The sequence below is a fragment of the Desulfobaculum senezii genome, from assembly GCF_054657395.1.
This window is the reverse complement of the sequence record NZ_BAAHYU010000003.1, coordinates 517749-538341: the sequence shown is the minus strand read 5'-3', so window position 1 is coordinate 538341 and position 20593 is coordinate 517749. Positions and strand designations below refer to the sequence as shown.

Sequence of the window (20593 nt, the reverse complement as noted above, 5' to 3'; positions counted from 1 at the left end):
GCCCTCAAATGCTGTCAAAGAGTTCCCGGATATCGGCCACATGGGCGTCCCACGCGCGTGGACCAACGCGCGCAGCCACGGCCACAAGGGCGTTTTCGCACACGCGCCGCCGCTCCTCCCCGTCCTCAAGGCGGGCAAGCGCCGCGCGCCATGCGTCACGGTCATCCGGCGGGGCAAACACGGCCGCGCCGCCTGCTGTCTCGCGCAGGACCGGGATGTCGCTGACAATGGCGGGAACGCCGCAGGCCATGGCCTCAAGGGGCGGAAAGCCGTAGCCCTCAATGAGCGCCGGATGCAGCAGGCAAAACGCCCCCCTGTACAGCGCCGGGAGCGCCGCCTCCGGCACAAGGGGCAGCCACACCGCCTGCGCGGCGGGATGACGCGCCTGCCACCACAGCCGCCACCGGTCCGGACATCCGGCGATAACAAGTGGACGGCCCAGCGTCTCGCTCAGGGACAGCGCCACGCCAATATTCTTATGCGGGCGGCCATTGCCAAGGACCAAGACGTACCCCGGCGCAAGCCCCAGCGCGCCACGATGCGCGGCGTCATCCTCCTGCGGCGTTGGCGAAAACTCCGGCGCAATGCCCAAGTGCCGCACCCGCGCATCGCGCCCGGTCCATCCGGCAAGGGCTTGCGTTTGCTCCCTACTCCACGCGGAATCGTACCACGTCAGCGCAGCGCGGCGCAGGCCGTGGGCAAGGCGCACCCGTGCATAGCGCGCCCGCCACGATGTGCGGTAGCGCTCGTGCGTAATGTTCAGGACGTCGTGAACAATATTCACAACGCGCGCCGGCCCTGCCCACACCGGAACCTTGGGGTACGGAGACAGCGTCACCGCGCTGCGCCGCGCAAGGCGCGACAGCGCCACCTCGGCGGCGAGGCGGCTGGCCGGGAGTTCGCGCCGCACAAGACCGCGACAGTCCTTGGCGATGTGCGCTGCGCACGCCGGGCGTACGGCAAGGCGTACCTCGTCTGCACAGCCAGACGCCACAAGGGCGCGAACCAGCCCATCCAACACGCGGCTAATGCCCGTTCCCCCTTGCGGCGGGTACTCCCGCCCATCCACAAGGAGTGTCCGGCTACGCGCCATGCGCGCTCCCTCCGTCCTGCTGCGCCGCGCAGGTCAGCACCGCGTCCACCACATCCTCCGGCTCCACGGCCAGCATGCATTCATGCGTCCGCGTCCGGCAAAAGCTCTCGCCACAGCCAAGGCACTCCACATCATGGGCGGCGACCTCCCTATGCACGCCATCCGGACATGACTCGTGCCCGGCCGAAGGCCCGGCAATGCGCACCGTGCGGGCCCCGCACAGCGCGGCAAGCCGAACCACCCACGTGGGCGGCCCCACCACCACATCGGCGGCGGCAATGGCGTCCAGCACGGCGGGCACATCACACCCCGCGCGCACCCGCTCCGTCCCCCGGTGCCAGCAGGGCGGCACATCGGGCAAGGGGTCCCACACGGTCCCCAGCACCTCCACCTGCACACCGCGCTGTTCCAGTTTTGTCGCAAGCTGACAAAAGGCCGTCATGGGCCACTGCTCCGTAGCTAGGGAGGCAAGAGGATGCAGCGCGACCCGCAGCGGCGCATCCGGCCCCCGCATGCCCCGGGGCTGGCACAGACCGGACAACAGCTCAAGGGCTTCATCGGCCTTGTGCACAGCGCGGCATGGCCGCGGCGCGGCGTCCCGGCTCACCTGCTCCACACGCACCAAACGCCGCCACAACGGCGTGCATTCACTGCCGGGCAAGACCGCGCGGGAGAGCAGCGCCGCGCGCCCGCATCCGGCAAGGCCAGCGCTCACCGCCCCGGACACCAGCCCGGCAAAAGCGGACCCAAGCTCGGGGCCAACCTCGCCCACCAACACGCGCCCATAGCCCCCGCGCCGCGCCTGACGCAGGGCCATCAGCAGGCCCAAAGGCGAATGGACATCGCACAGCGTGACATGCACGTCCGGAATGCGCGCCGCGCATTCCGCCACCGCGCCGCAGGCAAGCACATCCACCCCGCCCGGCACCTCACGCGCCGCAGCGGCAATGGCAGGCAGCATCTCCACCCCGGCCTCAGCCCCGCGCGCGGGAATGATAAGGACCGGCCCTGCCGCGGCTTCCCGCGCACGCGGGCGCCACAGCCACGCCAAATGCACAAGGACGCCGCGCCCGGCGCGCGCCAGCAGACGCCGCCCCATGCGCACAAGGGAGAACGTGGGCGGACCGCCGCCCTCAGCGTGGCGGCGCAGTCCGGCATACAGCACCGCCATGCGCCGGGCGTGCCGATCGACACTAAAGGCCCGTTCTGCATGGCGGCGGTTCACAATGCCTGCGGCGCGCCGCAATCCGGCGTCCTCAGCAAAACGCACCAAGGCCCGGGCAAAGGCCTCCTCGTCCCCCCGGGGGACGGCGCGCATGCCGCCAGCGGGCACAGCCTCGCGGTTTTCGGGAATATCCGTGGCAATAACGGCAAGGCCCGCGCTCATGGCCTCCATCAAAGCGCGGCTCAGTCCCTCCGCCGAGGACGGCAACACAAACACATTCAGCGCCGCAAACAGCGCCGCGGGGTCGTTCACGGCGTCATGCAGTGTCACCCGGCCACGAAGCTGGGGGGCATCCGCCTCGCGCCGCAGCGTCGCCACAAAATTGGCGTCCAGCATATTCCCAGCGCACAGCACATGCGCATTTTCAGGCAGACCCAGCTCCACGGCGCGGGTGAGCGCCCGTAGCAAAAAACGGTGCCCCTTGCGCGGAATATAGTTGCCAACCAGCCCAAAGAGGACGGTCTCCTCCGAAACGCCAAGGCGTTGGCGCATGGCCGCGCCGCGTCCGTCATCCGGGCGAAAGTCCTGCGTATCCACGCCATTGATGATGGTAACAAAACGCCCCGGCACATAGCGCTCCAAACGCGGGAACCGCATCCGCCGCGCCGCGCCGGACACAAACACCACCCGCCGCGCGAGCAGCGCCAGCACCACGTCATACACCGCCACATCCTGCGCGGACTCGCGCACATGCCACACCATGGGCACCCCTGCCAGCAGGCCGGCAATCCCGGCATAGAGCGCCGCCCGCGAGCGCCCCGCATGCACCACATCAACGCCCCGCCGCCGCAGCAGCCGCCACATGCGGTACAGCGTGCGCACCGCGCCAACGGGATGGCGTAACGGCGACGGGATGGGCAACACCTCTGATGCAACGCCCGCCGCGCTGAGCCGCTGGCGCACAGGTCCATCCGCGCTTACCACGCCAAGGGGTTCCACCTGACGAGCCCGCGCCAAAGCGCGCAGCAGCGCAAATGCGCTCCATTCCCCGCCGCCAAGGAATGTACTGCGGCCCAAAATGTATGCTGCCCGAACAGCTCTGTCGCCAACCTCTGCACGCCGCGTCATGACTCACGCTCCGGTCACATCGTGAAAGACCGCCTCGTACCCCGCCGCTACAGCATCCCAAGTATAGCATGCTTTGGCCTTGCGGCGTCCAGCCTGCCCCATGTTCCGCCGCAGGTCCGGCTGGGTGAGGATTTCCACCACAGCGTGCGCCATGGCCTCGTGGTCCAGCACCGGCGTGAGCAGTCCCGTGCGGCCATGCTCCACCACCTCGGCCACGGCCGGGTCGGCGGCGGCCACCACCGGACGGGCGCACGCCATGGCCTGCGCGGCCACAATGCCAAAGGTCTCGTAAGTGGAATGGAACACAAACGCCTCGCTGGCCTGCATCAGCGGGGCCACATCGCTATCCGGGACGAACCCGGCAAAGCGGACGGCGTCTTCAAGGCCAAGCTCGCGCGCAAGGGCCTCGCACGCGCCGCGCTCTGCGCCCTTGCCGCCAATGACCAACACGGCACCGGGCACGGCGCGGCGGACATGCGCCATGGCGCGTACCAGAACATCCACACGCTTCACCGCATCAAACCGTTGCAGGGCAAAGAGCAGCGCGCCCCCTTCCGGCACGCCCCACTGCCGCCGGATGGCCTTGGTCCGCGCAGGGTCCTCCACGGGCGGCATATCCACGCCCCCGGGCAAAATGGGCAAAGCCGGTGCATCCTCCCCCCACACCGCACGGCGGCACCAATCCGTGATGACCGTTGTTTGGGCCACGCGCCGCCCCACCATCCGGTGCCACCACCGCCACAGCGGCGGCGCGCCCGGCCCGGGCACGTCGCGTCCGGTCAGGGAGAGGACGGTTGGCACGTCCAAAGCGCGCTGCGCCCACACCGCGGCAAGGCCCGTTGGCATGCAGTAGTGGACATTCACCACGTCTGGCCCAAAGTCCCGCACCGCGCGGTGCATGGCCGTCACGGCGGACAGGGAAAAAGGCGCAATAGCCCCGCGCATAATGCGGTGCCCGCGAAGGCGCATCAGGCTCCACGCATCATCAAAGCGCACGACATCGAAATTCACCAGCCCGTCGTACTCGCTGTGCCCAATGCGCTTCACCACATGGCGCGGCAGTACGGGGGTGACAAGGCGCACTTCGTGCCTCTGGGCAAGGCGGCGCAGGACGTGCAGCAGCAAAAGCTCCGCCCCGCCAACCGCAGGCAGGAATGTGGGCGACATGGCAAGAATGCGCATCATCCACCCTCCTGCCCGTCAGTCCCTTCACTCACATGGCGCAGGAAACGCTCCCAGCGCGCTATGCCCGCCCCCTCGTCAAAATGGTCCACAAGGTCGTGGTAGCCCGCCCAGCCCATGTCGCGCGCACGGTGCGGGTCGGACAGCATATCATCAAGGGCGTGGGCAAGGGCGTCCGCATCCCCCGGCGGCACAAGCAGCCCTGTGCGGCCATGGTCCAGCCACTCGGGAATAGCCCCACTGCGCGCCGCTACAACAGGCAGCGCAAGGGCCATGGCCTCCAGCCCCATAAGGCAAAACGCCTCCGGACACAGGGAGGGCACCGCCACCACATCCGCCCCGCGCATCACGCGCTGCACCTGCGCGCGCTCCTGCCAGCCATGAAAGACCACCTGCTCCCCTAGGCCAACAGCCTGCGCGCGCTCACGCATGGCCGCAAGGTCCGGCCCGTCACCAACAATGCTCACACGCGCCGGAAGCGTCATACGGGCCGCAGCGTCCAAGAGCACGTCCACGCCCTTGCCCTTGTTCACGCGGCCGACAAACACAATATGCTGGCCGCCCTGCGGTCCATCAGGCGTCTGCGTGGCGGGCAGAAAATGGGGGAGCACCGTCACCGCCGTTGGATCAAAACCATTGTGTACCAGCATGCCCCGCATAAAGCGGCTGGGCACGGCCATATGCACGCCGCCCCGGTGCAGGGCCAGCATGCGGCGAAGCCGCGCGATGATGGGCAAACCTTTGGCAGGATGCCGTGGCATGCACCGGTGGACATAGGCCCGCATCTGGCAGGCGTAGCCCACAGGATGCGGACAAAGTTCCGGCGCGCCGCTACGCGTGCCGCGGCGCAGGGTCTTGCGCCCCTCCGGGCAGACAAACCCCACATCATGCACCATTCGCACGCAGGGCGCCGCGCGGCGAAGGACCTCTACCAGCACGGGTTGGCGAACGTGGTGCATGACCACGACATCCGGGGCGTGCTGCCGCATCACCTCCTCCACTCCGGCAAGACGGGCGGCGAGGTTCGAACACTGCGGCGCGGTGACGCCATCCACACACACGGCGTGCACGCCCTCGGGCGGGACGTCTTTGCCCTCCCGGCGGCCATGCAGAATAACGTTTTCATGCCCGCGGCGGCCAAGCCCCAAGCACAGCAGGTGCAGCATCCGCTCCAGCCCGCCCTCAACAAGATTTTCGGAAACGTGCAGTATTTTCATACGCCGCGCCTCCACGTCAGGCGCTCCCCAACGCTGCGCATGGCCCGCTGGGGACAAAGGGCCGCCGCACGGGCCATAAGGGGCAGCGCCCGCACTGGCGACACCCGCCACAGCCGCGCCGCCACACTCCATAGCCTGCGCCCCGCAAGGGCGCTGACGGCGCGCTGCTCGGCCTCCCCAAGGTGCATGCGGCGCAAAAAGGCCCGCCGCGCCTCGCACACCAGCGCGCCATACGCCGCCACCCCGCGCGCCACCTCGGCGCGGGAAAGGCCCTCCTCACCGGGGACAGGATGCGGCAGAGGATTCCAAAAGAGCTCCCCCTCGCCCACCGCACGGCCAATGAGCCACGACAGGTGCCGCGCACGGGCGCGGGCGTCCGCCGCAAGCTGACGCTGGCGCGCGGCGCTCACCGCGCCCGCGTGTCTGCGGTAGATCACAAGTTGGTCGGGAATATTGGCAAAACGGGTGCGTCCGGCAAGGCGGGTCCACAGGTCATGGTCCTGCGCGGCAGGAAAGGTCACGTCATAGCCGCCCACCTGCTCAATGACCCGCCGCCGCATGCACACGGTGGGGTGGGCGAAGGGATGCCCAAAGCACAGCGCCCACGAGATGCTCGCGTGGTATTCATGCAGGCGGTACGCTCCGGCGGGGCGTCCCGCCTCGTCCACCATGTGAACCCCCGTGCCCACAACGCCAATGCGGGGATACTGACGCAGAAATTCCACCTGCCGCTCAAGGCGCGTGGGCAGGGATTCATCGTCGGCGTCCTGCCGCGCAAGAAGCGGGGCACGGGCGGCGGCAAGGGCCCGGTTCAGGCTCCATGCCACACCTCGGGGGCGGCTGTTGCGCAGCACCCGGATGCGGCTGTCGGCGCACTGGGCCAAAATATCCGGGGTGGCATCCGTTGAGGCATCGTCCACCACAAGGCACTCCCAGCGCGTCAGCGTCTGCGCCAACACACTTTCAAGGGACGCGCCCAGCCATGCGCCGCCGTTTCGTACCGGCAAAAGGATGCTCACCACAGGAGGCGCGCTCATACCAGCCTCCAGCGCGCGGGGCAGATGTCGCGACTCCTCCGCGCGGCCCGGCGGGGACCAAACCACTGGCGCGGTCCCACCACCACGCTGTCCGGACGGCGGTCCAGCCACGCCCCCCACCAACTGAAACTGGAGTTGGCGATAACATGCCGCCTGCACAGTCTCATGAGGCGGATGTCCTCCCACGGCGCGTCTGCATTGCCCTCTACACAGATGACAGGATGCGGCAGGTCCAGATTGTCACGCGCCCAGTCCAGGTCGTCGGAAAAGAGGAATACGTGCGCGTCGTCCAGTCCCTCGCAGGCCGTGGCCACGGCCCGCGCGTACCACGCGGGAGTCAGCTCCGCATACAGCCCAGCAAGGTCCGAGTCCGCAACGTAATCCCCGCGCCGCACATGAACGCTGACGCTGCGGGTATCCTGTATGTGCGCGGCCAGCGCCGCATTCGCGCCCGCATACGGCGCAAGGAAGGTCAATTCCCGCGCCACCTCCTCGGCAATGCCGGAAAAATACGCTTCGCTCTGCCAGTAGCCCTGCAGGTACACTCTGTCGCCAAGGGCCCGAAACTGGGCAAGCCCCCTGCCCGGTCCCTCGCAAAACGTGACCGGAACGCCCATGGCCGGACGCGGCGCACGCGCGTACGCGGCAAGTGCCCCAGCCCAACGCGCCACGCGCCCTCGTGGCGGCGGCGCAGGCGGAAAGGCCGCCACCTCAGCAGGTTCGGCCTGCCGCGCCGCAACGGGGTACCGGAAGATATGGCATTCCCGCCCCCGCACATCAGGAAACCCCGACACATCAAGGCGCAGTGGGACACCCCACCGCGCCGCAAGAGCGCGACCCGCAGCGTACTGGAACATCTGATTGCCCAGCCCGCCCTGAAGCCGCGCGACGATCACCCCACGCCTCCACAGGCGCAGGGCCACAATTTACAGCCGCTGGAAGTCGTCGTCCTCACTCTCGCCCTCCATATCCAACGTGACACCACCCGCTGGCGCGCCGGAGTGCTGGCCCGCCGCTTGGTCCGCACCCTTCTTAGGCGCGACGTCCGCTGCTTTGCCCGTGGCGGCGCCCGGCCCGGGGCGGGACGACTGCTCCCGCTTTTGCGCCACGCCGCTGGCCGCCCCTGCGCGCTGTGCGCCCGCCGTCTTCTGCGCCCCGCCTCCATACCTTTCAGGTGGCGCGAGCCGCGGCGCATGTGCGCCGCCCCCATCCACAACAAAGAATCCCATGGCGCTCTGCAACTGTTCCGCCTGCGCGGACAGTTCCTCGGACGTGGCGGCCATCTGCTCTGACGCCGCCGCGTTCTGCTGAATAACCTGATCCAGCTGGCTTATGGCCGAGCTAATCTGCTCCGCGCCCTGCCGCTGCTCCGCGCAGGCCGCTGCAATATCCTGCACCAATTCAGCGGTGCGCTGGATGTCCGGCACAATGGACGCCAGCTTCTCGCCCGCTTCCTCCGCCACATCCACGCTGGAGCCGGACAGCTCGCTGATTTCCTTGGCCGCCTCGCCGCTGCGCTCCGCCAGCTTGCGCACTTCCGCCGCCACCACGGCAAAGCCCTTGCCGTGCTCCCCGGCCCGCGCCGCCTCAATGGCCGCATTGAGGGCCAGCAAATTCGTCTGGCGCGCTATTTCTTCAACAATGCCTATTTTCTCCGCAATTTCACGCATGGCCTGCACCGTCTGGCGCACCGCCTTGCCGCCCTGCTCCGTCTCCGCCGCGGCCTTCACCACCAGCTCCTCCGTACGGCGCGCGTGGTCGGCATTCTGGGCAATGTTGGACGTCATCTGCTCCATGGAGGACGACACTTCCTCCACGGATGCCGCCTGCTCCGCCGCGCCCTGCGACATATTCTGGGACGAGGCGGACAGCTCTTCACTGCCCGAGGCCACATGCTCCGTAGCATTTTGCACGTCCTGCACCACGGCCCGCAGCTTGTCGCCCATGGTCCGCATGGACGCCGCAAGGCGGCCCACCTCGTCGCGCTGGTCCACGGCCACCGTGGCCGTCAAATCGCCCTGCGCAAAGGACTCGGCAAACCGCGCCCCCTCGCGCAGCGGATTCATAATGCCGTTAGAAATAATAACCGCCAGCACAAAGCCGAGGGGCAGTGCCACAGCGCTCAGCGCCGTGATGCCAATCTGTGTGGCCTGCGCGGCGTCCAGCATCTGCTGGTCCGTCATAATGCTGCTGGTGACGGTCTCCTGCGCTGTGGCCAACACGGTCTGCACACGTTGCAGATTAGGACGCGTTACCGTGTTGAACTCCTCCAGCGCGGCCCGGCGGGCCTGCATCTTTTGCCCATGCCACGCAATGACGCCATCCAGCGCCGCAAGCGTCGCCCGCGCGTGGGGCATAACCTCGTCCGCCATGTACTGCTGCGCCTGCGCCACAAGGCCCGCGCCCAGCAAGGCGTTAATCCGCCCCGCCGAGGCATGCAGCGCCGCATGCGGAGCACGCACCGCCTCCACAGCCTGCGCAAAGCCCGGATATTCGCCCTCAAGCGCCGCGCATTCCGGCGACGCCATCCACACACCAAGGGCGCAGTGCGAGGGGTCCATCTCCACATCCACCTGCCGCGCTCCGGCAAGCAGCGCCGCCTGTACGGCGTTCACCCATTGCAGGTGCTCCGCCTTGCGCGCGTTCAAAAACGCCGCCAGTTGCGGGTCCACATGGCTAAACCGCTTGGCGATGGTCACAGCGGATTCGTGCAGGGCGCGGTGCGGGGCCTCCACCTCGGCCAGCGGTCCCGCAAGCCCGGGGATGAGTGCCTCGGCCTTGGCCCGACCTTCACCATAATACCATTTGCCGAATCCGCACAGGGTATGATTGGTCTGCACATCAAGATTGCGCATGGACTCGTCCGTCAGGAAGGCCGTCACCTTCTCGGCCCATTGCATGTGGTCCACGATGCGCTGGTTCAACTCGCCGCGCAGGGCATTGCCCACAATAACCTGATGCGCGTTGCCGACAATCTGGTTCACCCCAAGGATGCCCCAGCCGCCCACCAACGCCAGCAAACCAAGCGTCACCCCAAAGGCAACGCCGAACTTGACCCGTAATCCACAATCCTTCCACGCCATCCGGCACCTCCGGCTGTCGAAAAGGAGCACAATTGCCACTTCTCCCGGCCGCAGCCGGGCACACCACACATGAAGTATAGCCATAATCTTCGGCGCGAAGCAACGACGCGCCAAACGTCACGGGCAGTTACCGCCGGTGCTCCACGGTATGGAGGTGGGCAACACATCATGGCACTGGCGTGCAATATCCGCCCATGCCGGGCCAAAACAAAAAAAGCGCCCCCAGCCGCATGGCTGGGGGCGCTAAAAAAAAAAGACAGGGCCGTAGCTTTCGCTACGGCCCTGTTACCGCCGGTTCGGATTCGATTCGCAACACTCCCGACCTGACGGCTTCGCATAGGGAAGGGATACCGTTCAGTGGGGTTTGGGAGGGGTGCCCTAGGCCCACTGATTTCGTCTTGACGAGGCCTAATTAATCACACCAACTGTTACGGCGACAGATACAGATACAAAAAAAATCACCCGGGACAGTTTTTTTCTCACACCCTTGGGAAAAAGTGGACACAACCCTGTCACAGCCTCATTTCCAACGGCAATACGCCCTCGAAATCCGTGCTTGACTTTCTGCCAGATTCCCGCAAACTGCACCCAATACAGATACAGATTGCCCAAAATCTGTGCATAACAGATTGCCGGGGAGGATATATGACCGTGCAGACAGAAAGCTGGAAGGAGCAGTTCCGCTACCAGTCCGTGGAACAGCACATCATGGGGCTCATCGAGTCCGGCACCCTCAGCCGGGGCGACAAGCTGCCCTCGCTGCGGTCGCTCTCGCGCACCATGAACCTGTCCATCTCCACCATCAGTCAGGCCTATTTGGAACTGGAAAAGAAGGGCGTGGTGGAATCGCGCCCGCGCTCTGGCTTTTATGTCCGCGCGGCGTCGCACCGTCTGCCCGCGCCCACACGCAGCGAGCAGACCCCGGCAGAGCCAAAACGCGTCAGCCGCAACAAGCTCATCCTCACCGTGCTGGAAACCGTGGGCAATAAGGAAATTGTTCCCCTCGGCGTCATCTGCCCCGGCACCGAACTGCTGCCCGGCAAGTCCATGAACCGCATCATGAACCAAGTGCTGCGCGAGGACCCCGGTGCGCCGCTGGCCTACGAGACCGTCTCCGGAAACCCGGAACTGCGCAAGCAGTTGGCTTATCAGGGCCTTGAACGCGGCGAACGCTTCCGCCCCGACGACATCATGGTCACCAACGGCGCCATCGAGGCCGTCTACATCACCCTGCGCTCGCTCACGCGGCCCGGCGACATCGTCTGCATCCAGTCCCCCACGTACTACTGCTTTCTCCAGCTGCTGGAGACCCTTGGTCTGCGTGTGGTGGAGGTCTCCTCCTGCCCCAACTGCGGCATCGCCCCGGCAGAGCTTGCCGAAGTTCTGGACAAGTACGACATCAGCGCCTGCATCTTCTCGCCCAATTTCAATAATCCCGACGGCAGCCTGACCCCGGACGACGCCAAAAAGGAAATTGTGGATATGCTCGCCGAGCGCGAGATTCCCCTCGTGGAAGACGACGTGGCGGGCGACCTGCACTTTGGGCCCGAGCGCCCCGGCACCTTCAAGCGCCACGACGAAAAGGGCCTTGTGGTTCTGTGCTCGTCCTTTTCCAAGACCATCGCCCCCGGCTACCGCGTGGGCTGGATGGTGCCCGGCCGCTTCCGCGACAAGGCCATGGAAATCAAGGCCACAACCAACGTCTGCGTTGCCAGCCCCAGCCAAATGGCCATTGCCGAATTTCTGCGCCAAGGCCTCTACGAGCGGCACAGCAAGCGCCTGCGCTCCGCCTTTGCCAAGCAGGCCGACACCATGCACCTCCATATGGGCCGCCACTTTCCGCCCGGTACCCGCGTCACCCGCCCCCAAGGCGGCATGGTGCTGTGGGTGGAGCTCCCCGAGTGCGTGGACTCCGTCAAATACTTCTACAAGGCCAAAGCCGCAGGCGTGGGCATCGCCCCGGGCAGTATTTTTTCCACACAGGACAAGTTCAAGAACTTCATCCGCCTCAGCTGCGGCGGCGCGTGGACGCCGGAAATCGAAAACGGCCTGTCCACCCTCGGCGCCATAGCTTCGCAGATGGTCGCCGAACCGGACAAATAACGCGGCTCCCGTGGCGCCACGCGGCCCCCACAATCCGCGCCAGCCGTTTGACCGAACTGTGCTTTTTCCGTATTCACGGGCAGCCGAGCTGCGTGCCACGCGCACCATGCTGGCCCGGCTTGTCAATTCATGCGATACTAAGGGGTACTCCGCGCCCCTGAACGAATTCATACAGAGGTACCACAACATGGCAGCGCCAGAGACGAACGAAACCGGTCGCGTCAAGCATTTCATCCGGGCCATCATCGACGAGGACCTTGCATCCAAGGCCGTCAGCTCCGTCCACACCCGCTTTCCCCCGGAACCCAACGGCTACCTGCACATTGGCCACGCCAAGGCCATCTGCCTGAACTTCGGCCTCGCCGAAGAATACGGCGGCAAGTGCAACCTGCGCTTTGACGACACCAACCCCGTGAAGGAAGACGTCGAATACGTCGAATCCATCAAGGAAGACGTGCGCTGGCTCGGGTTCGACTGGGAAGACCGCCAGTTCTTCGCATCCGACTACTTCGAGAAGCTCTACGCCTACGCCGAACAGCTCATCGAGCTCGGCAAGGCCTACGTGGATGACCTCTCCGCCGAGGAAATCCGCCAGTACCGAGGCACCCTCAAGGAGCCCGGCAAGGATAGCCCCTACCGGAACCGCTCCGTCGAAGAAAACCTCGACCTCTTCCGCCGCATGAAGGCCGGAGAATTCGAGGAAGGTTCCCACGTGCTGCGCGCCAAAATCGACATGGCGCACCCCAACATCGTCCTGCGCGACCCCACTATCTACCGCATCCGCAAAGTGGACCACCACCGCACAGGCGACGCATGGTGCATCTACCCCATGTACGACTTCGCGCACTGCCTCTCCGATGCCATCGAAAACATCACCCACTCCATCTGCACGCTGGAGTTCGAAAACAACCGCGCGCTCTACGACTGGGTCCTCGATACCCTCGGCATCGCCCCGCGCCCGCATCAGTACGAAGCCGCGCGCCTGAACCTCACCCACACCATCCTCTCCAAGCGCAAGCTCATCCAACTGGTGGAGGAAGGACACGTCTCCGGCTGGGATGACCCGCGTATGCCCACACTCAGCGGCATCCGCCGCCGTGGCTACCCCGCCGCCGCCATCCGCACCTTCTGCGAGCGCATCGGCGTGGCCAAAGCCAACAGCACCGTGGAAATCGCCATGCTGGAGCACAGCGTGCGTGAAGAACTCAACGCCACCGCCCCCCGCGTTCTCGGTGTGCTCGACCCCGTGAAGGTCGTCATCACCAACTACCCCGAAGAGCAGGTGGAAGAGTTCGAAATGCCCTACCACCCCGAAGACGAATCCATGGGCAAACGCAAGGTGCCCTTCGCGCGTGAAATCTACATCGAACGCGACGACTTTATGGAAGAACCGCCCAAGAAATTCTTCCGCCTCGCCCCCGGACGCGAAGTGCGCCTGCGCTTCGCCTACTACATCACCTGTCAGGACGTGGTGAAGGACGAAAACGGCACCATCACCGAAATCCACTGCACCTACGATCCCGAAACCAAGGGCGGATGGTCCAAGGACGGCCGCAAGGTCAAAGGCACCCTGCACTGGGTCAGCGCCAAGCACGGCCTGCCCGCACAGGTGCGCCTCTACGACCACCTCTTCGTCAAGGAAAACCCCATGGACGTCGAAGAAGGCGACTCCTTCACCGACAACCTGAACCCCGACTCCCTCACCACGCTCACACACTGCGTGGTGGAACCCTCCCTCGCGGACGCCAAACCCGGTTTCATCTGCCAGTTCGAGCGCAAAGGCTACTTCTGCGCCGACAGCAAAGAACACACACCGGAAAACCCCGTGTTCAACAGAACAGCGTCCCTGCGAGACTCCTGGGCCAAGATGCAGAAAAAAATGCAAAAATAACCCAGCACCCGCACGAGTATAAAGGCCGCCCGGAGCATTTGCTCCGGGCGGCCTTTTGTGTTGGAGAGGAAGAGAGGAAGAAGGGAAGAGGGCCTTCGGCGACTTAAGGAAATAATTTCCTTAAGAATCCTTAGAATTTTTGGGGCGGAAGCCGCCCCGAAAATAAGGGTGGGTGGGCGCGTCCCTCAGCCTTCTGCTTGTGTCTTCGTAAACACGCCTAACAGGGATTCTCACCGCCCGTTACACGGCGCCAACGCCCCCCCAAATATATCTCCCCATCCACACGGACGGGAGCCGTCAGGGGTGACGACCGCCACCTCTACAGGCACCCGGCCTGTGCGCACATGGGATTTTTAAGGGCCCACGGCCCTTAAACCTGCGGAGCACAAAAAACCCGGGCACACCTCCCAATCCCCGCCAAAGGCCAAGCAACGCGACCTACGGCAGCACCATGCCTTCGACACGGTTTCTGCCGCCTTCCTTGGCGCGGTAGAGCATTTTGTCGGCGGTGTGAACAAGCTCCTCGGCGTTCTTCTCTTGGCTGGGGATGGTCGCGGCGACGCCAACGCTAATGGTGACGACGCTGGCGATATCTGAATGCTCGTGCATGATGGATTTGGATTCGATGGCAAGGCGCATGCTTTCGCCAATGATGGAGGCCCCGTCATAGTCGGTTTCCGGCAGCACGACGACAAACTCTTCGCCGCCGTAGCGGGCGACGAGGTCGTGGGGTCGCTTGAGTTGCCCTGCGAGGAGCTTGGCGACTTTTCGCAGACAGTCGTCGCCTGCGGTGTGGCCGTAGTTGTCGTTGAACCGCTTAAAGAAGTCGATGTCGAGCATGATGACGGACATAGGCAGCGCGCTTCGCAGGGCGCGGCGCCATTCGAGGTCGAGCACTTCATCGAAGCGCCGCCTGTTGGGGATACTGGTAAGCTCGTCAAAGGAGGAGAGATTCTCCAGAATGTCTGTCTTGCGCTTGAGATCCAAATGCGTGCGCACGCGCGCTTTGACGATGGGGATGCTGAAGGGCTTGGTGATGTAGTCCACAGCGCCAAGTTCAAGCCCGCGGGTCTCGTCGCCCTCTTGATTCATGGCGGTGATGAAAATGATGGGGATGCTTTGTGTTGTGGGGCGGGCCTTAAGTTCGCGGCAAACCTGATGCCCGTCCATTCCGGGCATGATGATGTCCAGCAGGATAAGATCCGGGCGCGGGTCGGATTCGGCGATGGAGAGCGCGTCCGTCCCATTGGTCGCAACGCTGACATCGTAATCGTCCGAGAGCGCCTCACCCAACATACTGATGTTGAATGAGGAGTCATCTACGATAAGTACCCGTTGCCGCCGCTGCGTGTTGAGCATGCCCCACCTTCTTTCAGCTGGTCATTCCGACATGGTGTCATCCCTGTGGACTCACTGGTGGCCCATCGTTGCACGGTACCACGGGAATTGGCGCAAAGTAAACAATCCGCACGCCGCGCTGCGGGGCGCAAAAATGCGGAAAGTTCGCCCACAACGGCCTGCGTGCCGGACGCCCATGCTGACGGAAGGATTTGACGGGGCGCTTCATCCCGCACTATTCTCTTTGTACGATGGAGACCCGCATCATGCGGGACTCTGGCCGCGAGGGGGACGCATGAACGGACAGTCCAGCATCCTTTCCGCCATCTTGATGGGCATTGTGAGCGTGGACCTCTTTTGCCGTGCGTGGATGGGGCTGATGACCCTTATCGCCACCGCGGTACTCCGCCACCGCGACGAGATTGCGCGGCAGGAAGCGCTGGCCCGCATGCACCGGGGTGTCCTGTCGCTCCTCTTCTGCGGCGGCCTGCTCGCGGTTGTCTTCCACCTGTACAGCAATGTGTATGGGCTGGGCACATCGCCCGGTGAATGCCTCGCCTACTTGCTGGCGGCCACGGTGCGCATGGTGGTGTTCCTGAAGGACGTCAGCCACCGCGTAGACCGCATGCTCCGCCCCGGCGGCCCGGACCAGCACTAATTCCCGCCCACAAACGCGAGAACGCGCAAAGACGCCCCCGCCTCGTCCCGGATTCCGGGGGAGGCGTGGCGTCCTTGCGCGCTCACGAAACAGGCGCGGCACAGGGCGGCGCACTGCCTAGTCGGGCTGGGGACCGCTCGGCATATAGTCAAAGGTGCTGCGGGCGCCGATATTGGCGTGGCCCACGCACTCGATATCCGTGTAGTAAAACTCGCCGGTTTCGATGTTCGTTTCATCCACGAAGTCTGCCATCTGGCGCATTTCGGGGATGGCGTTGACCAGCGCCGGGCACGCCACAAAGACGACCAACCACGTCACGCCAAGGGCAACGATAAAGGACGTCCACCGCTGGGCAAGGCTCTTGTTTTGCTGTTCCATTTTTTCTCTACCTCCTCGTAAAGAGGGATGGACGGGGGACACTGTCCCCCGTCCGGAGGGGTGGCACAATCAGTTCAGCTTTAGATCTTCGCCGTGATTTCGGGGAAGACGAGGTAGAACATGATGTACGCCATGGTCAGGGTAAGGATGAGGTTGAGGGACTGGCCGCAGAAGTACAGGATGAGCGGCTTGCCGCCTCGGAAGTAGCCCTTCAGCTCGCGGAAGTTGGTGGCGAGACCAATGGCCGCGAAGCTCAGGCAGAAGAACCAACCGCGGAAGATCTTACTAAAGCCGCGGATAACGCCCTGGTCGATGAGGGAGAAGCCTGCATCGGTGCCAAGGCTGGTGTACATGATGGAGAACACGATGGATGCGGACAAAAAGCCCAGCACGAACTTGGGGAAGCGGTGCCAGATTTCAATCCAGCCGATGGACTTGCCACCAGCTTCGCACTCAACCTTGGTGCACCAGTACACAGCCACACCAAAGGCGGTCACACCGATGAGCACGTTCTGGATCATCTTAATGGTAGCGGCCACGTAAAGGGCCTTCTCGGACAGGAACGCACCGGCGGCGGCAACGGCGCCCGTGGCGTCGATGGTACCACCCATCCACGCGCCACCAAGGATAAAGGGCATGCCAGTGGCCTTAATGATGGCAGGCATGACAATCATCATGATGGAGGTGAACACCAGGGACAGGCCGATGGAGAGGGTGAGCTCTTCCTTCTTGGCGCGGCAGGCCGCGGCGGTGGCGATGGCCGCAGAGGTACCGCACACGGACATATCCGCGGAGACAACCATGTTCAGCGTCTTGGAAGGAATCTTCAGCACCTTCTGACCGAAGATGTAGGTGGAGATGAGGACGACAGGCGTCACAATCCACGCCACGAAGATGCCGGGCACGCCAATGGCGATAATTTTGTTGAACAGCACCTCGGCGCCAAGCAGAACCAGACCGGCCTTGATGTAGAACTCAACCTGCAAGGCGGGCTTGACCCACTTCGGGGTGCCGATGGTGTTGGAGATAAGCATACCAAGGAAAATAGCCCACGCGGCATAACCAATGCCGTAGTGCTTCATCGTGGACTGGTACGACATAAAGTACGCAATAACGCCAAGGGTGAAGACGAAGCAGAAGCCCTTGAAGAACTTGCCTGCGCTCTCGCCCATGCAGCGCATGCCCACGGAGAACAGCAGGCCAATGACGACCATCAAGCCAATCAGAGTGGGGAAGCGGTTAAAGGCCTTGTGCTTTACCTTCTTCTTGGCGGACTTCATGGAGCCCTTCGCGGCGCGCCACTTTTCAATCTTGTCCTGCGCGACCTGATTCAGCTCCGCGCTCTTAAAGCCCACAGCGGCGGCAGCGGCTTCAGCAATCTGCGCTTCGGTGCGCGCCTCTTTGGCGGCCAGCTTGGCGGCCTCGTACTTGGGCGCGTACTTGGCGTTCATTTCCTTGGCACGCTCGGCGCTCATGTAGAAGCTGTCCAGCGGGTTGCTGGACCACGTGCCGGGCTTGCTGGTCCACGACTTAATGGTTTTGCCAATGGACGTCTTTTTGCCCTGAACGCCTTCCTTCTTGTCCTGCGCCGTCAGGTACGCCACAGTCTTGAACGGAGCGCGCTCCGCCTCGGCAGCCATGATGGCGTTGCACTCGGCAAAGGTTTCGTCCATACCCTCAGGGGTATTATTAAAGTAAATCAGCCCACCGATAACGAGCAGGAAGAAACCAAGCCAAATGGCAAGGTAGTCCTCTTTCTTCCACAGGTCCGACCAGGACGATTGCGCCTGATCCACTACGACGTTGCTACTTGCTTCAGACATAAGCCATGAATCCTCCTTAAGATATGTCGCTCAAGGCAAGACCGTGGGGTCAGCACGTTACCGTAGGCAGGGAGAACGGTTGTCCCGGACCCGCTGTCTGCCCTGAGCGCAGCACTCCCCTTAGAGCAACCATCGTTCCAAAAAGAACAATCGACAACAACATACCGAATTCATTGCTTTTATTATAAACACTGGTATTCCCGTCCCCTCAGCAAACTGCTAACTTCAAGCTACACCCTGTAAACCCCAGCCCTCGGAAATCCGCCCCACAGCGTGTCGCACAGCCGACACTTTGCGTCCCAATCACCACCTGCATCACGCAGAGAACCCGCCACATCACGCCCGGCGAAACGTGACTGATATTCATTTATAACAGGATATTATATGCCAAAAGCGGAGAAAGGCGCCCAACTCTCGCACCCAATCGTGGCCCCGCGTACGTCCCCTGCTCCGTCTTCACCGCAGCGTGGGGAGAAAACCAAGCTGGGCACTAGGGATTAGCACGCCGTGTTCCCGTTAGTGTAGCCACAAGGTTACACCCCTTCCGGGCGGGTTGTGAGGCTGTTCACATACGGCGGGATGGTGGAAAAACACCCGACATGGCCGGATCTTCCGCATGGCCTGCGTGCGGCGCAGGTGGGAAGGCGAGGCCTAACAGACAGGCTTTGGAGCGCTGGGCCGAGGCTTTTTGTGCTCTGCGGCTCAAGTGGGGGTGCAGATTGTGCTCCCCCCTGTGAAGCTCCCGGGTGGAGGGCATGGACGTGTGACGGTGGCTACGCCGGGCTTTTTGTGCTCCGCAGGTTTAAGGGCCGTGGGCCCTTAAAAATCCCATGTGCGCACATGCCGGTTGCCTTTTGCTGGCACAGTCGTCACCCCTGACGGCTCCCGTCCGTGTGGATGTTTTTTGGGGGGCTTTGGCGCGCTGAAACAGGCGGTGAGAATCCTTGTTGGGCGTGTTTACAAAGACAAAAGCAGAAGGCAGAAGACCCTGCCCGCCCCCCTATTTTTTGGACGGCTTCCGTCCAAAAAATCCTGGGGATTCTCAAGCAATCGTATTGGCAATCAAGCGTTAAGTGCAGGATCCCAAGGTTTTCCCGTCCGTAAAATCGCATTACAAATCACGAGAAGCTTCCTTGCACAGGCAGTGAGGGCGACCTTTTTAGGTTTGCCCGCATCGCAAAGACGCTGGTAGAAGGCTCGAATTGCAGGGTTCCAGACAGTCGCTGAGATTGCGCTCATGTAAAGGGCGCTACGTACTTTTATTCGCCCACCCCAAACGCAGCGTTGCCCCGTTTTCTTGCCGCTATCCCTGTTGAATGGAGCCAGGCCTGCCAGAGAAGCTGCTTGCTTCGGCGTTAACGTCCCCAACTCAGGAAAGAAAGCAAGAAGAGTCGCAGAGGTTACAGACGAAATCCCTTTCATGGTTTCAAGCAAAGTTGCCTTGTCACAAAAATCTTTGTCACTGAGAATGTGTTTCTTGATTTCAAGTGACAAGCTCTTTTCTTGCGTTCTCAGAGTCGCAATAACGTCTTCAATGTAAGGGCGCACATCAGACGAAGCTCGCTGCAAGCGAACGCGCTCCCGGGAAAGGATTTCGACGACCTGCCGGCGACGGTTAACAAGAGCTTCCAGCTTACGCTGAGTTGCCCGGACTTTTTGATTTTCCCGGACAGGGACGACTTCCCCAAACTGAACAAGAACAAGAGCATCAATACGATCCGTCTTCGCCAACACTCCGAGGCTCCGGGCAAAGTCACGCACACGGCGAGGATTCACAACAGCGACGGGAATGCCTTGCTCCATCAAAAAATCTGCGGCGTCAGACTCATATCCACCTGTCGCTTCCACGATGACGAGCTCAACATTATGCGCTTCTGCCGTCTCAACGATTTGCTGAAAACCCAAAGGGTTATTTTCAACAGTGGACGTGCTGTCGTCACCAGAAATGGCGACATCAAGCTTGGCCTTCGATACGTCAATGCCCATGGTGCGTTTCATCGTAGTTCACTCTTCCTTGCAAATTCGAGCTTTGTGCTCTAACAATCATTCGAGTTTGTACTACATATTGCGGCGACCCAGCTTAAGAACGAGCTCGTAACTCAAGGGCGTACGGTCTGCCGCAACAGCCGCCTTCATGCCAGTCATGGAGGCGGCTTTCTTTTTTCTCCGCCTTTGGCTTGAGGGTCAATATACAAGGGTGTCACACCCTTGAGCCGCCGGAGGCCAAAAAAAACACATGCCCAACCGCCCCACCTCCGCCCTGTTCAACGCGTGCGTTACGCACGAGCCAAACACGGCTAGCGGGCAGCACTGCGCTCCAGTGGTGCGGATTTTTTCCACATTGGCGCTTGACTTGCGAAAGCGCTCTCCGTACCTTTGACGTCAACACTGTAACGATTCGCACCAAGGAACCCGCACATGCTACGCAACTCTACGCACATACACACCTCCGCCGGCAACGGCCTGGTACTCGTAGGCGTAGTAGCCATTATTATCG

General features: G+C 63.1%; 14 protein-coding genes. 3 read left to right on the top strand and 11 right to left on the bottom strand.

Features of this window, described 5'->3' with window-relative positions:
- Positions 1-4: 4 nt before the first annotated feature.
- Genes ACYQ2T_RS11485 through ACYQ2T_RS11455 form a run of 7 tightly spaced genes read right to left on the bottom strand, consistent with a single transcriptional unit; the run spans position 5 to position 9905 of the window.
- Positions 5-1093, bottom strand: a complete 1089-nt coding sequence (locus tag ACYQ2T_RS11485) for a glycosyltransferase family 4 protein (protein ID WP_459900692.1) — start codon at positions 1091-1093, stop codon at positions 5-7.
- On the bottom strand, positions 1083-3386 hold the full coding sequence (locus ACYQ2T_RS11480; RefSeq protein WP_459900691.1) for a glycosyltransferase: 2304 nt from the start codon (positions 3384-3386) through the stop codon (positions 1083-1085). Before ACYQ2T_RS11480 ends, ACYQ2T_RS11485 begins: the two co-directional genes overlap by 11 nt.
- Before the next feature lie 3 nt (positions 3387-3389).
- Positions 3390-4571, bottom strand: coding sequence for a glycosyltransferase family 4 protein (locus ACYQ2T_RS11475; RefSeq protein WP_459900689.1), 1182 nt, complete (start codon positions 4569-4571; stop codon positions 3390-3392).
- Complete coding sequence (locus tag ACYQ2T_RS11470) at positions 4568-5785, bottom strand: glycosyltransferase family 4 protein (RefSeq protein WP_459900687.1); 1218 nt, start codon at positions 5783-5785, stop codon at positions 4568-4570. The genes ACYQ2T_RS11475 and ACYQ2T_RS11470 overlap by 4 nt, the downstream gene beginning before the upstream one ends.
- On the bottom strand, positions 5782-6822 hold the full coding sequence (locus ACYQ2T_RS11465) for a glycosyltransferase family 2 protein (protein WP_459900686.1): 1041 nt from the start codon (positions 6820-6822) through the stop codon (positions 5782-5784). The genes ACYQ2T_RS11470 and ACYQ2T_RS11465 overlap by 4 nt, the downstream gene beginning before the upstream one ends.
- Positions 6819-7718, bottom strand: coding sequence for an alpha-1,2-fucosyltransferase (locus ACYQ2T_RS11460; RefSeq protein ID WP_459900684.1), 900 nt, complete (start codon positions 7716-7718; stop codon positions 6819-6821). Before ACYQ2T_RS11460 ends, ACYQ2T_RS11465 begins: the two co-directional genes overlap by 4 nt.
- Before the next feature lie 30 nt (positions 7719-7748).
- Positions 7749-9905 (bottom strand): methyl-accepting chemotaxis protein, encoded by a 2157-nt coding sequence (locus ACYQ2T_RS11455; RefSeq protein WP_459900682.1) that lies wholly within the window; start codon positions 9903-9905, stop codon positions 7749-7751.
- Between the two features lie 645 nt (positions 9906-10550).
- Here ACYQ2T_RS11455 and ACYQ2T_RS11450 point away from each other — a divergent pair.
- Both ACYQ2T_RS11450 and ACYQ2T_RS11445 read left to right on the top strand, forming a co-directional pair.
- Positions 10551-12008 carry an aminotransferase-like domain-containing protein gene (locus tag ACYQ2T_RS11450; RefSeq protein ID WP_459900680.1) on the top strand — a complete coding sequence of 486 codons (1458 nt, stop codon included), beginning with the start codon at positions 10551-10553 and terminating at the stop codon, positions 12006-12008.
- A gap of 187 nt (positions 12009-12195) precedes the next feature.
- Entirely contained in the window at positions 12196-13899 is a 1704-nt protein-coding gene (locus tag ACYQ2T_RS11445; RefSeq protein WP_459900679.1) for a glutamine--tRNA ligase/YqeY domain fusion protein, read from the top strand.
- 438 nt (positions 13900-14337) lie between these two features.
- Here ACYQ2T_RS11445 and ACYQ2T_RS11440 read toward each other — a convergent pair whose 3' ends face one another.
- Positions 14338-15258, bottom strand: a complete 921-nt coding sequence (locus ACYQ2T_RS11440) for a diguanylate cyclase (protein ID WP_459900677.1) — start codon at positions 15256-15258, stop codon at positions 14338-14340.
- A 274-nt stretch (positions 15259-15532) separates the two neighbouring features.
- Between ACYQ2T_RS11440 and ACYQ2T_RS11435 the strand changes: the two genes are divergently transcribed.
- On the top strand, positions 15533-15895 hold the full coding sequence (locus ACYQ2T_RS11435; RefSeq protein WP_459900675.1) for a hypothetical protein: 363 nt from the start codon (positions 15533-15535) through the stop codon (positions 15893-15895).
- A gap of 117 nt (positions 15896-16012) precedes the next feature.
- Here the strand turns inward: ACYQ2T_RS11435 and ACYQ2T_RS11430 are convergent, their stop codons facing one another.
- The 3 genes from ACYQ2T_RS11430 to ACYQ2T_RS11420 all read right to left on the bottom strand — a co-directional run bounded on the left by ACYQ2T_RS11430 (position 16013) and on the right by ACYQ2T_RS11420 (position 20082).
- Positions 16013-16273, bottom strand: coding sequence for a hypothetical protein (locus tag ACYQ2T_RS11430; protein ID WP_459900673.1), 261 nt, complete (start codon positions 16271-16273; stop codon positions 16013-16015).
- Positions 16274-16353: 80 nt separating this feature from the next.
- Positions 16354-18096, bottom strand: coding sequence for a YeiH family protein (locus tag ACYQ2T_RS11425; protein ID WP_459900671.1), 1743 nt, complete (start codon positions 18094-18096; stop codon positions 16354-16356).
- Positions 18097-19158: 1062 nt separating this feature from the next.
- Positions 19159-20082, bottom strand: a complete 924-nt coding sequence (locus ACYQ2T_RS11420; protein WP_459898067.1) for an IS110 family RNA-guided transposase — start codon at positions 20080-20082, stop codon at positions 19159-19161.
- Positions 20083-20593 lie beyond the last annotated feature (511 nt).